Genomic DNA, 12,765 nt, shown 5'->3' with positions numbered 1-12,765 from the left:
CCTGCGTGTAATCTCGACGGGTGCCGATCCTTTCCGACGTCCTCAGCGTGTTCGACGAGCTCTACCCGCCCGCCAGGGCGGAGTCCTGGGACGCGGTCGGGCTGGTCTGCGGGGACCCGGACGCCGAGGTGGGCCGGGTGATGTTCGCCGTGGACCCGGTCGCCGCAGTGGTCGACGAGGCCGTGGAGTGGGGCGCCGACCTGCTGGTCACGCACCATCCGCTGTATCTGCGCGGGGTCACCTCGGTCGCCGCCACCGGCTTCAAGGGCCGCGTCGTGCACACCCTGATCAGGCACGGCGTCGGCCTGCTCACCGCCCACACCAACGCCGACTCCGCCGACCCGGGCGTCTCCGACGCCCTCGCCGAGGCGGTCGGCCTGCGGGTGACCGGACCGCTGATCCCCGACCCGACCGACCCGGCCGGCCGCCGGGGCACCGGACGGATCGGCGAGCTGCCCGCCCCGGAACCCCTCGCCGCCTTCGCCGCCCGGGTCGCCGCCGGACTCCCCGCCACCGTGCAGGGCGTCCGCACCGCGGGCGACCCGGAGGCGCCGGTGCGCCGGGTGGCCGTCTGCGGCGGCTCCGGCGACTCCTTCTTCGACGCGGTCCGCGCGGCCGGCGTCGACGCCTACCTCACCGCCGACCTGCGGCACCACCCGGTCTCCGAGGCCCGCGAAGCCAGCCCGCTGGCCCTGCTGGACGCGGCCCACTGGGCCACCGAGTGGCCCTGGCTGCGCAGTGCCGAACGCGAGCTGCTGGCGGCCGCCGGTAAGCACGGCTGGACCCTCGACACCCGGGTGTCCACGCAGGTCACCGACGCCTGGACGCTGCACACGCCGATGCCGGCCGCCGCCCCGTAACAGCCACGCAAGCCCCCTGACCGACCGACGCACCACCCCGAGGAGCACCCCCTGAACGCCGCGCCCGCCGACCAGATCCGCCTGCTCGACCTGCAGGCCCTCGACTCCCGCCTGGACCAGCTCGCCCACCGCTCCAGCACCCTGCCCGAGCACGCCGACATCCAGCAGCGCAGCAGCGACCTGACCGAGCTGCGCTCGCTCACCGTCGCCGCCGAGACCCAGCTCAGCGACACCCGCCGCGAGCTGGTCAAGGCCGAGCAGGACGTGGACCAGGTCCGCACCCGCGCCGCCCGCAACCAGCAGCGGATGGACTCCGGCGCGGTCGGCTCCGCCAAGGACCTCGCCAACCTGCAGCACGAGGTCGGCGCCCTGGCGAAGCGTCAGAGTGACCTGGAGGACGTCGTCCTGGAGATCATGGAGCGGGTGGAGACCGGGCAGGCCCGGGTCTCCGAGATGACCGCGCGCCGCGACGACGCCCAGCACAGCCTCGCCGAGGCCGAGACCCGCCGCGACGCCGCCCAGACCGAGATCGACGCCGAGGCCGAGAAGGTCACCAGGGAGCGCGCGGCGGTCGCCGCGGTCATCCCCGCCGACCTGCTGAAGCTCTACACCCGGCTGCGCGAGACCCAGGGCGGCACCGGGGCGGCCCGGCTCTACCAGCGCCGCTGCGAGGGCTGCCGGGTCGAGTTCGCCACCGCCGACCTGCGCACCATCCGCGCCGCCGCGCCGGACGAGGTGGTCCGCTGCGAGAACTGCAGCCGCATCCTGATCCGCACCGCCGACTCCGGCCTCTAGAGAGCGGTCCGGCCCACATGGCGTCCACCCGACGGTTCATCATCGAGGCCGACGGCGGCTCCCGGGGCAACCCGGGGCCGGCCGGCTACGGCGCGGCCGTGCGCGACGGCGACACCGGCGAACTGCTGGCCGAGGCGGCCGAGTTCATCGGCGTGGCGACCAACAACGTCGCCGAGTACCGGGGGCTGATCGCGGGGCTGCGAGCGGCGCACGCGATCGACCCGGAGGCGACGGTCGAGGTCCGGATGGACTCCAAGCTGGTCGTCGAGCAGATGTCGGGCCGCTGGAAGATCAAGCACCCGGACATGCAGCCGCTGGCCGCCGAGGCCCGGGGGATCTTCCCGCGCGGCCGGGTCGGCTACCAGTGGATGCCGCGCGCGCAGAACAAGCACGCGGACCGGCTCGCCAACGAGGCGATGGACGCGGGCAAGGCCGGCAGGCAGTGGGTCGCCAAGCCGCAGGCGCACGCGCAGACGCCGCCGCGGCAGCAACCCCAGGAGGCGCTTCCCGAGCCGCTCCCGGAGGCCCCCGCCGCCCCCGTGGGCTGGGGCGCTGCCGACATGGGCACCCCCACCACCCTGGTGCTGCTGCGCCACGGCGAGACCGCGTTGACCCCCGAGAAGCGCTTCTCCGGCAGCCGCGGCGCCGACCCCGAGCTGTCCGAACGCGGTCGCGCCCAGGCCGAGCTGGTCGCCGAGGCCCTTGCCGCGCGCGGCACCGTCCAGGCGATCGTCAGCTCGCCGCTGCTCCGCTGCCGGCAGACCGCGCAGGCAGCGGCGGACCGGCTCGGACTGGAGGTGCGGATCGAGGAGGGGCTGCGGGAGACCGACTTCGGCACCTTCGAAGGGCTGACCTTCGCCGAGGCCAAGGAGCGGTTCCCGGCCGAACTCGACGCCTGGCTGGCCTCGGCCGACACCGCGCCCCCGGGCGGCGAGAGCTTCACCGCCGTCGCCCGCCGGGTCTCGGTCGCCCGCGACCGGCTGCTGGCCCGCTACCCGGGCCGGACCGTTCTGGTGGTCTCCCATGTCACCCCGGTCAAGACCCTGGTCAGGCTGGCCCTGGGGGCTCCGCCGGAGTCGCTGTTCCGGATGGAGCTGTCGGCGGCCTCGTTCTCGGCGATCCAGTACTACGCGGACGGCAACGCGTCGCTGCGGCTGCTGAACGACACCGCACACCTGCGCTAGGCCGCTGCACCGCCAGGGGCGCGGGGGACTGCGCGACAAGCCCGCCACGGCTCGCAGTCAAGATCCCTCAGAAGCCTGTCAGAGCTCGCTGACGACGACGTCGAGCGTCCAGGCCTTCCCCGCCGCAGGTGCCTCGGCCTCCACCGTGTACTTCAACTCCCGCAGTGCTTCCACGAGTTCGGCGGGGGAGTCCGGCTCGGCCGAGGACTCCAGCAGCTCTCTGACGATTCGTCCCTTTGTCGCTTTGTTGAAGTGGCTCACCACCGTCCGCGTCAGCACCCCGCGCACCTCGCGTTCGTGCAGCACCCGCACCATGGCGGTCCGTCCGGCGACCTCCCCCTGCGGGCGCCACAGCGCCGCGTACGCCGACGACCGCAGGTCCAGCACCAGCCCGCCGCCGGCAGCCCGCGGCATCGCCTCCGCCGTCTCCTTGCGCCAGTAGCCGCCCAGCGGTCCCAGCGGCGGCAGCTTCACCCCGCCCGAGCAGCGGTACGGCGGGATCCGGTCACTGATCCGGACCGGACCCCACAGTCCGGAGAACACCAGCAGCGAGCGCTCGGCCCGGGCGTAGGCCTCGGGGCTGAGCGTGGACAGCTCCAGCGCGTCGTACAGGACGCCGGTGTAGAGCTCGCCGGCCGGCAGCGTCGGGGCCGTGCGCAGCACCGCGTTGCGGGCGATCTCCCCGCGCAGCCCCGGGCTGAGCCCGAGCACCGCTGCGGCCCGGTCCTCGTCACCGCTGGTGCACAGCGCGACCAGCGCGTCCAGGACCCGGGTCCGGGCCGGGCCGAGCTCCGGCAGGACCAGTCCGTCCAGCGCCAGCGGAGCCCCCGATCCGGTGACGGCCTTTCCCTCGGACGGCGGCAACAGCACCAGCACAGCAGTACCCCTCGGTGACGCGGCGGATCGGGAAAACGGCGGGGACCGATCGAGAACGGCCCCCGCGTCACTGTAGGGCCTGATGCCGCCGGGGCGAATCCAAACCAATCCACCATCGCCGGGCCCTATATCACGTGAGTCTGTGTTTGATATTGACGGTTGCTGTGTGTTTTGGTTCGCTAGATCACGCCCTGCGCAGGGAGCACTGCCTGCACTGCCGAACCACACCTGTCCGTTCCACCCACTCGGATACAGGAGAAGGCATGCGCAAGACCTGGGCCGCGCTCGTCGCGGCCGTGCTCACCACGGCGTCCCTCGCCGCCGTCCCGCTCAGCGCCACCCCCGCCGCCGCCCTCGACAACGGCCTGGCGCTCACCCCGCCGATGGGCTGGAACGACTGGAACGCCTTCGGCTGCAACGTCAGCGAGCAGCTGGTCGAGCAGACCGCCGACAAGATCGTCAGCAGCGGTCTGGCGGCCGCCGGCTACCAGTACGTCAACATCGACGACTGCTGGCTCACCCACAGCCGCGACGCCGACGGCAACCTTGTCCCCGACCCGGTGAAGTTCCCCGACGGCATCAAGGGCGTCGCCGACTACGTCCACTCCAAGGGCCTCAAGCTGGGCATCTACGAGACCGCGGGCACCCTCACCTGCGCCGGGTACCCGGGCAGCCTCGGGCACGAGCAGCAGGACGCGGACTCCTTCGCGGCCTGGGGCGTCGACTACCTCAAGTACGACAACTGCAACAACCAGGGCGTGCCGGACCAGACCCGCTACCAGGCCATGGGCGACGCCCTGGCGAAGACCGGCCGTCCCATCGTCTACAGCCTGTGCAGCTGGGGCGACGACTCCGTGGCGAGCTGGGGCGGTTCGGTCGGCAACCTCTGGCGGACCACCGGGGACATCAGCGCCTCGTACAGCTCGATGCTGTCGATCTTCCACCAGAACGTCGGCCTCACCGCCGGTGCCAAGCCCGGCGCCTGGAACGACCCCGACATGCTGGAGGTCGGCAACGGCATGACCCAGACCGAGGACCGCTCCGAGTTCTCGCTCTGGGCCGAGATGGCCGCCCCGCTGATCTCCGGCACCGACCTGCGCACCGCCAGCGCCGACACCCTGGCGATCTACGCCAACAAGGACGTCATCGCGGTCGACCAGGACAGCCTGGGCAAGCAGGCCACCGAGGTCTCCTCGGCCGGCGGCCTGGACGTCCTCGCCAAGCCGCTCGCCGACGGCAGCGTCGCGGTCACCCTCTTCAATGAGAACAGCGCCCCGGCGACCATCTCCACCGACGCCGCCGCGGTGGGCCTGGGCAGCGCCAAGGCCTACACCCTGCACGACCTGTGGTCGAAGACGACCACCACGACCAAGGGCGTGATCAGCGCCTCCGTCCCGGGCCACGGCACGGTGATGTACCGGGTCGCGGGCACCTCCAAGCCCAAGCGGTACCCGCCGCAGCTGACCCTGAGCAGCGTGGTGCCGCAGCAGGCGGCGGGCCAGTCCACCACTGTCAACACCACCTTCGTCAACAACGGCGCCGAGACGGTCACCGGCGTCAAGGTCGGGCTCAAGGCCCCGACCGGCTGGACCGTCAAGGCGCTGACCGCGACCAAGGCGGACCGGGTGGCCGTCGGCCACGAGGTCCTCGCCGCCTTCAAGGTGACCGCGCCGACCACGCTGCCGGCCCCCATCGCCACCTACGACCTGACCGCCACCGCCTCGGCGGGCTGGAGCGGAGGCACCGAGAAGGCCTCCGTCACCGCCTCGACGCTGCTCGCCTCGCCGGTGCAGGCGCCCTGGAAGACCTACACCGACAACACCGCGCTCTTCGGCCAGCAGGGCGCGAACCTGGCCATCAGCGGCGCGGGCGCCGACGTCTACGGCAGCACCGACCAGTACAGCACCATCTACCAGCAGGGCGCCGAGCACGACGGGTCCACCACCGTCGTCAAGATCACCGCACAGGCCGACACCAACCCCTGGGCCAAGTCCGGCATCATGATCCGCAACGACATCACCAAGCCCGGCTCCTCGCCCGGCTACGCCATCCTCGCCGAGGCCCCCGGCAAGGGCTACGTCCTGCAGTGGGACAGCAACGGCGACGGGCAGCTCGACAGCAACAGCGCCCCCAGCGACAGCGGCAGCGGCACCGCCAGCTACCCGAGCTGGCTCAAGCTGGTCCGCTCCGGCTCCGCCGTCACCGGCTACTACTCCACCGACGGCAGCACCTGGACCCAGGTCGGCACCGCCACCCTGCCCGGCATCGCCGCCACCGGGGACGTGGGCCTGTTCACCACCTCCCACAGCGACGGCACCAGCGGCGAGGCCGACTTCACCGGCTTCAGCCAGAACTGACGCAGCGTCGGCTGCGCGCACACGGTGCAGCCGCCCATGACCGGGTCGGGGACGTTGAGGGGCGTCCCCGGCCCCGCTGCTTCTTCCCGTCCGTCCGGGCCCGCTCCTACCCTGGAATCCGGCAGAGGGGACTGAGCATGACCGAACCCGAGAACGCCCTCACGGGACCGGAGCGAGCGCGGCTGACCGACGCGATGGTGACGGCTCTGCAGGACATCCCCGAACTCAGCAGCAGAGAGGCACGGGCCCTGCTGGTCGATGCGGTGGGCGGCCGGCTCGGCCGCCGGCTGTCACTTCGGGAGCAGCCCACCGCCCGCACCCAGTTGCTGGAACTGTTCCACCAGTGCTCCAAGGAGGAGGACGGGGTGGATGCCCTGGCCGAGGCCGTGTCTGCACTCGCGGGGCGTTCTCGCGCGACGGAGGACGTGCGGGAGTTGGCTGGGGCCTGGCGCCGGGCCGGGGAGGCGTGGACGTCGGTCCGCTTCACGGTGGAACGCACCGATGCCGGCGACCGTGATCGTCGTGCCGACGGCACTCTGCCGCCACCACCCATGCCCATGTTGTCCTCCCCGCCCCACCGGACCGCCATCGGCCGCATTCCCGCCGTGTCCTCGGCTGTTACCCCGACAGTCCCCCCGGCCCCTGACCGTTGGGACTTCTTCATCTCCTACACCGGCGTGGACCGCGGCTGGGCGGTGTGGATCGCCTGGCAGCTGGAGGAGGCCGGCTATCGGACCCTGATCCAGGAGTGGGACATCGTTCCTGGCAGCAACTGGTATGCCGTCATGGAACGCGGGGTGCAGCACTGTGAGCGGACCATCGCGCTGCTCTCCCCTGCCTACCTCGACTCCGCCTACGGCTCTCAGGAGCGGCAGGCGGCGCAGCGTCAGGATCCTGGCGGCCTTGCCCGCAAACTGGTACCGATCCGCATTGCCCCCTGCGACCAGTCCGGGCTGTTGGGAGGCGTCGTCTCCTTCGACCTGTTCGACCTGAGTCCCGACCGTGCCAGGGAAGTGCTGTTGGAGAAGATCGCTGCGCTGCTCACCGGTCGCTCCAAACCGCATCTGCCCCCTGCGTTCCCTGCCTGATTGGCTCGCCCGACCGAGGTCTACTCCGGAGCCCCCGCTCCAGCTAACGTTGTGTCAGCGGCCGGGCAGCCAACTCGCAAGTCCGTGAGGCTTCCTGGGGAACCCGGAGTCCTCGTGGGGCAGGAGGCGGTCACAGCGAACGCACCTCACCTCGACGCCGCCGATCCGTCCGGTGACCCCGCGCAGATGGCGCTGCGCATCAGGGAGCGGATCAGAGAACGCATCCGGGACGCCATCGTGGACGCGCTGATGGAGATACCGGCACTGGAGAGCAGAGAAGCACGAGCTCTCCTGGTCGACCTGGTTGCCGAGGCCACCGGTCGCAGGGTGTCACTTCGTGAGCAGCCGACCGAGCAGTTGCACCTCATCGAGCTCTTCCGATTCTGTGCCGCCGCCGAGGACGGCATCTCCAGCCTCGCCCGTTGTGTGTCGGCCATCGAGCGGGACACCCCGCAGGGCTCCGCCGTCCGGCAACTTGCCGACGAGTGGAACGCACTGGAGGCAGTACCAGAGCTGATCCACTCCTGGGGCTATCTGGAGCACGTCATGGCCGCGCTGCCGCTGCCGCGGGCGGTCCGTTCGCGCTTCGTCCAGGAGGCCACCAACGCTCAGTTGTCGGCGCCTCCCGCGCACAGCGGTACACCCTGGACGGACCTGTTGTACTTGATGGGGCAGAACGCAGCACCGGCACGGCTGCCGCCCTGGATGCTCTACCTCGAACGGGCGACGTCCTGGATGGAACACGCTGCCGCACTGGAGGTTCGGGCCCGCAACCGCAAGTGGGCGTTCCGTTGGAAGATTGCCGGCGAGCTGGACCGCGCCCGTTGGATATCCCCCGAGCACAGCCCGTTCGTCCCGCCCCGGCACCAGGAGTACCTGGCCATCCAGATATCTCCGGACCCGCTCCAGGAGGAGTACTACACCGTCTCGCACTCCTTCCTCACGGATGCCCGCGATCAGGGCTGGGAACAGGGGGACGTGATGCACAGGGTGTGCCGCTCGGAGTTGGAGCACGCCGTCAGCCGGCTGGTGTCACAGGTGGAACGGGCGAACGGTGACCGCGCCGCCCACCTGGGACTCGAGTTCGTACTCCCTTTCGAACTGCTGAACCTGCCGGTCGACTGGTGGCCCCGTGACGTGGACGAGACGCCGGGTATACCGCTTGCGCTGGACTACCCCGTGGTCGTCCGCAGCCTGGACCGGTTGCTGAACGGCGACTGGCACCGGCGCTGGCGCAACCGCTGGGACCGGTTGCTGATGGGTGGTGCCGTCGGCGCAAGTGTCTGCATCAACGGACCCCAGCATCCGGACGCCGCCTTGCGGAGCCTGGAGGCGAGGCTGAGCGACGAGCAGTATGTCGCGCTGGTCCTCAGCGAGCCTCCCACTCCCGACCGGGAGCAGGGGCACCGGGAAATCCGGGCTGCCCTCCGCAGCGGGCTTCCCGTGGTCATCTGGCACCGCAGCAGCGGCCTCACGTCCGAGTTCAGGGCCGCCCTGGACGATCTGCTGGCAGAGGGCCTGCAGAACCTCCCGGCCAGACTGGCCGCCTTCAGGCGGCAGGCAGCGGGGATCGATCCGGAACGGCAGTCCCAGCACATCGGCCGCCACCTGGCCGTGCTCTGGGACGACCCGGACCACAAGCCCATCCCCAGCACCCCTTACTGACGGTAGACAAAAGAAGATCAAGCGATCGGAGGTGTCTCATGGCAGCGGTGTCGGATCCCCAGCCGCCGATCGGAGGTCGGTCCGGGCTGGAGGACCGCGAGGGTCTGATCGCTGCACTCCGTCGCCTCGTCGCCGCCCTGCCCGGTACGTCGACCGGTGAGCGAGGATCGGACTGGGGCCTGGAGCTGGTCCTGGACCGGGGCCCCACCCAGCCGTTCTGGGAGGACACGCTCCAGGAACTGGTGGTGATTCTCAGCGGCGCGGAGGCCTTCGGCCGTCCTGCTGTGCGGGTGCTGGGGAGCCACCCGAACCCTTCGGACGGTTCCGAGGAGACTCGGAAGGCGGCGGCCCCCTGCCGGGAGGGCGACCGGCGGATCGTGCTGTTTGTGACCGATGGCAGTTCCTCCTCCTGGCGCAGTGGCGCGCTCGAGCCGTTGCTGCGCAGATGGGCCCGGCAGGGGCCGGTTGCCGTGCTCCAACTGCTGCCGATCGCCGCTTGGCAGCCGACTGGCTTCGCCACCTGGCCGGCCCTGGTCAGAGCCCCTGCACCAGGGGTTCCCAATGAGGAACTCGAATGGCGCTACCGAGGTCTCGGACCGGACGATCCCGAGGTGGCGGTCGGTTCGGTGCCGTCGAATCCGGTGGCTGTTCCGGTACTCGCTCTCAGCCGCAGGTCGCTGGACGTCTGGGTGGACCTGCTCACGGGTCCTCAACAACGAGTGGCGCTGCCGGTTGTACCGATCGGCTCGGATCCGTCACCGCCCGCGGATCCGGGCCCCGATCCGGTGGTGCCGCCTGCCGACCGGGTGGCAGTACTGCGGCGGCTGGCGGGTCCGGGGGTGTCGGAGCTCGCCACGGTACTCGCTGCCACCCCGCTGACGCTCCCACTCGTCCTGCGAGTCCAGCGGGTGCTGCTCCCGACCGGCGGCCCTGCTGACCTCGCCCAACTGGTACTGCTCGGCGTGCTCGAACCGGTGGCCGACCAGCAGGGTGCCGACCAGCAGGGTACCGGTGAGCGCTTCGCCTTCACGATGCCGTCCGGCGTCCGGGAGGAACTGCTCGCCAAGGGGCGCAAGGACACTCTTCGGCGCGTGGTCCAGGTCGTGGGTGACCACCTCGATCCCCGGTGCGAGCGCCTGTGGCGGCTGCCGGCCCTGCTCCAGAGCTCGGCCCGTCCCGACTGGGGGCCGGTGACCTCGGCCACGCTGCCCTGGGTCGAGGTCGAGAAGGCAGTGCTCCAGGCCCTGTCCAATGAGTGCCTGGCTCCGGCGCACGAACTGGAACTCCTGATCACCGAATACCTGGGAACGGCGACGACTGTCCCCGGGGCCGGGCGTGCCAAGCACCATCCCAAGCAGGAGAAGGGGACAGCCATGTCGGAGCAGACCACCCGAGCGACGGTGAATCAGCGGGGCAGGACGGCGCCCACGGTGTGGGGCAACATCCCGCCCAGGAACCCCAACTTCACCGGCCGTGAGGCGTTGCTGGACTCCCTGCACGCGAGGTTGCTCCAGGGCAAGGCCACGGCGGTGCTTCCGCACGCCCTGCACGGTATGGGTGGTGTGGGCAAGTCCTTGCTCGCGGTCGAGTACCTCTACCGCAGGCTGGGTGAGTACGACGTGGTCTGGTGGATTCCGGCCGAGCGCACCACACAGATCTCGCTCTCCTTGGTGGAGTTGGCGCCTCGGCTGGGGTTGCAGCCCGGCAGCGACTCGTCCTCCACGGTGACTGCGGTTCTGGAGGCATTGCGCCGTGGCGAGCCCTACGCCAACTGGCTGCTGGTGTTCGACAATGCGGAGAGTCCGGAGGCCGTGCGCGCCTTCTTCCCGTCCGGGGGGCCGGGGAACATTCTGATCACGTCGCGCAATCCGCAGTGGGCCAGCATCGCGCATCCGCTCGAGGTGGACGTCTTCCGGCGTGAGGAGAGCAAGCAGTTGCTCCGCATCCGCGGCCCCGAGATCAGCGACGCGGACGCGGACCGGCTGGCGGAGGCACTGGGCGATCTCCCGCTGGCCATCGAACAGGCGGCAGCCTGGCACGCCGAGACCGGAATGCTCGCCGACGAGTACCTGCGGCTGCTGGACGAGAAGCGGGTGGACCTGCTCTCGGTCTCCGCACCCCTCGACTACCAGATGCCGGTCATCGCAGCCTGGAACATCTCCCTGGACCAGTTGGAGAGCAAGAACCCTGCAGCGCTCCAACTCCTCCAGGTCTGCTCGTTCTGTGCTCCGGACCCGATATCGCGATCGCTCTTCGCGCGCATGCAGGGCCGCCCCATCGCACCGGAACTGGATGCCGCGTTGGCAGACCCGATCCGGTTGGGGCAGGTGATCCGAGAGATAGGCCGGTACTCGCTGGCTCGCTTCGACCACCGCACCAACTCCATCCAGATGCACCGCCTGGTGCAGACCGCCCTGTTGTCCCGGATGACCGAGGAGGAGCGCATCAGGATGCGGCAGGGCACCCATCTCCTGCTTGCCGCCAATGACCCCAATGACCCCACCAATGTGACCCGGTGGAGCCGCTACGGGGAGCTCTACCCGCATGTGCTGGTCTCCGAGGCGGTTCAGTCCGGCGATCCCTGGGTGCGGAATCTGGTCATCAACGAAGTCCGGTACCTGATGTACTGGGGTGACTACGAGCCGGGCCGGGCCATGGCACAGACCGCCTACGACCTGTGGTCCCAGGAACTCGGCGCGGATCACCCGCGAACCCTGGAGGTGGCCCGTTGGCTCGGGTTCCTCCTGTTCAGCATGGGACGGTACACGGAGGCCGCCTCGCTCAACGCCGTCGTGGTGGAGGCCTATCGCCGGTCGTTCGGTGAGGACCACCAGGACACCGTCGACGCGACCGGGAATGTCGCCATCGACCGTCGGGTGCAGGGGGAGTTCAGCGCCGCCCTGGAGCTGTCCCGGTCCGTGCACCAGCGCTATCTTCGACTGCTCGGCCCTGATGAACCGGAGACGCTGCGGGCGGCGCACAACCTGGGCGTCAGTCTGCGGCTGACCGGTGACTTCAACGGCGCCCAGAACCTGGACCGGGAGACCTGGCACAGCTGGACCCAGATATACGGGCAGGACCACGTGGACAGTCTGCGGACCTGGCTCGGACTCATCCTGGACATCCGTGAACTGGGGGACTACGGTGCGGCGCTGACCTATCACCGGGAGATCGTCGAACAGGCGCGCAGCCTGTTGGGCCCCGAGAACCCGTTGACGCTGTCGGCGGTCCGCCACCTGGCGGTGGCGCTACGCAAGGCCGGAGAGCACAACGAAGCCCGAGAGGTGGCCGAACTGGCCAGGGGAAGCCTCATTCGACGGTACGGTGAGCACAATCCGGAGTCGATGGCTGCGACGCTGGAACTGACCGTTCACCTCAGGCATCCCGAGCAGACCGATTCCGCGCAGCGCACCCCTGAGGAACTGAGCGAATCCCGCAGTCTGGGTGAGCAGATTCTGGACGAATACGCCGCCACCTACGGGACCGACCACCCGCACACCCTCTCGGCTGCTGTGAATCTCGCGATCACCCACCGCCTCCTCGGCCATCCGGAAACCGCACGCGACATCAACGACCGGGTTCTGAGCAAGTTCCGCGACTGCCTGGGAGAAGATCACCCAGCCAGTCTCGTCTGTCGGACGAACCTGGCCAGCGACTTCTTCAGCCTCGGCGACTTCGCGCAGGCGGAGGCACTGGATCAGGACACATTACGACGTACCAGCAGGGTCTTTGACGCCGGACATCCTTCGACGCTGGCCTGTGCAGTGAACCTCTCCATGGACCTTCGGGCGTTGGGGCAGCAGGACGCGGCGTCGATCCTCCACGACGAGACGGTGAACCTGCTTCGCGACCGTCTCGGTTCCGAACACCCGGCAGTCGCCCAGGCGGTGGCAGGCGACCACCGTGCCGACTGCGACATAGATCCGATGCCGCTATGAGA

At 70.2% G+C, this 12,765-nt stretch carries 9 protein-coding genes; 7 read left to right on the top strand and 2 right to left on the bottom strand.

What is annotated here, in order from left to right:
- The first annotated feature begins 20 nt into the window (after window positions 1-20).
- The 3 genes from ABUW04_RS24420 to ABUW04_RS24410 are packed head-to-tail and all read left to right on the top strand — an operon-like array spanning window position 21 to window position 2,839.
- Window positions 21-860: a Nif3-like dinuclear metal center hexameric protein gene (locus ABUW04_RS24420; RefSeq protein WP_380566609.1), complete on the top strand. Its 840-nt coding sequence runs from the start codon at window positions 21-23 to the stop codon at window positions 858-860.
- Window positions 861-911: 51 nt separating this feature from the next.
- Window positions 912-1,655 carry a zinc ribbon domain-containing protein gene (locus tag ABUW04_RS24415; RefSeq protein WP_380566760.1) on the top strand — a complete coding sequence of 248 codons (744 nt, stop codon included), beginning with the start codon at window positions 912-914 and terminating at the stop codon, window positions 1,653-1,655.
- 17 nt (window positions 1,656-1,672) lie between these two features.
- Window positions 1,673-2,839: a bifunctional RNase H/acid phosphatase gene (locus tag ABUW04_RS24410; RefSeq protein WP_380566607.1), complete on the top strand. Its 1,167-nt coding sequence runs from the start codon at window positions 1,673-1,675 to the stop codon at window positions 2,837-2,839.
- 78 nt (window positions 2,840-2,917) lie between these two features.
- Here the strand turns inward: ABUW04_RS24410 and yaaA are convergent, their stop codons facing one another.
- Window positions 2,918-3,715 (bottom strand): peroxide stress protein YaaA, encoded by a 798-nt coding sequence (gene yaaA, locus ABUW04_RS24405; RefSeq protein WP_380566606.1) that lies wholly within the window; start codon window positions 3,713-3,715, stop codon window positions 2,918-2,920.
- A gap of 263 nt (window positions 3,716-3,978) precedes the next feature.
- On the opposite strand from yaaA, the gene ABUW04_RS24400 reads away from it, so the two are divergent.
- From ABUW04_RS24400 to ABUW04_RS24390, 3 genes are all read left to right on the top strand, one after another.
- Entirely contained in the window at window positions 3,979-6,072 is a 2,094-nt protein-coding gene (locus tag ABUW04_RS24400) for an NEW3 domain-containing protein (RefSeq protein WP_380566605.1), read from the top strand.
- Between the two features lie 137 nt (window positions 6,073-6,209).
- Entirely contained in the window at window positions 6,210-7,160 is a 951-nt protein-coding gene (locus tag ABUW04_RS24395; protein WP_380566604.1) for a toll/interleukin-1 receptor domain-containing protein, read from the top strand.
- Between the two features lie 114 nt (window positions 7,161-7,274).
- Complete coding sequence (locus ABUW04_RS24390; protein WP_030251255.1) at window positions 7,275-8,825, top strand: VMAP-C domain-containing protein; 1,551 nt, start codon at window positions 7,275-7,277, stop codon at window positions 8,823-8,825.
- A 755-nt stretch (window positions 8,826-9,580) separates the two neighbouring features.
- On the opposite strand, the gene ABUW04_RS24385 is transcribed toward ABUW04_RS24390, so the two are convergent.
- Window positions 9,581-9,940, bottom strand: coding sequence for a hypothetical protein (locus ABUW04_RS24385; RefSeq protein WP_380566603.1), 360 nt, complete (start codon window positions 9,938-9,940; stop codon window positions 9,581-9,583).
- Window positions 9,941-10,057: 117 nt separating this feature from the next.
- On the opposite strand from ABUW04_RS24385, the gene fxsT reads away from it, so the two are divergent.
- Window positions 10,058-12,763: an FxSxx-COOH system tetratricopeptide repeat protein gene (gene fxsT / locus ABUW04_RS24380; RefSeq protein ID WP_380566602.1), complete on the top strand. Its 2,706-nt coding sequence runs from the start codon at window positions 10,058-10,060 to the stop codon at window positions 12,761-12,763.
- Window positions 12,764-12,765 lie beyond the last annotated feature (2 nt).

Source organism: Streptacidiphilus jeojiensis (assembly GCF_042510965.1).
Taxonomy (GTDB): domain Bacteria; phylum Actinomycetota; class Actinomycetes; order Streptomycetales; family Streptomycetaceae; genus Streptacidiphilus; species Streptacidiphilus jeojiensis.
The sequence above is the reverse complement of the archived record's forward strand: the minus strand, read 5'-3'. Positions and strand labels throughout refer to the sequence as shown.

Coding starts and splice junctions, on each gene's coding strand:
- ABUW04_RS24410 (WP_380566607.1), top strand. CDS start 1,673: ATGGCGTCCACCCGACGGTTCATCATCGAGGCCGACGGCGGCTCCCGG.
- ABUW04_RS24400 (WP_380566605.1), top strand. CDS start 3,979: ATGCGCAAGACCTGGGCCGCGCTCGTCGCGGCCGTGCTCACCACGGCG.
- ABUW04_RS24395 (WP_380566604.1), top strand. CDS start 6,210: ATGACCGAACCCGAGAACGCCCTCACGGGACCGGAGCGAGCGCGGCTG.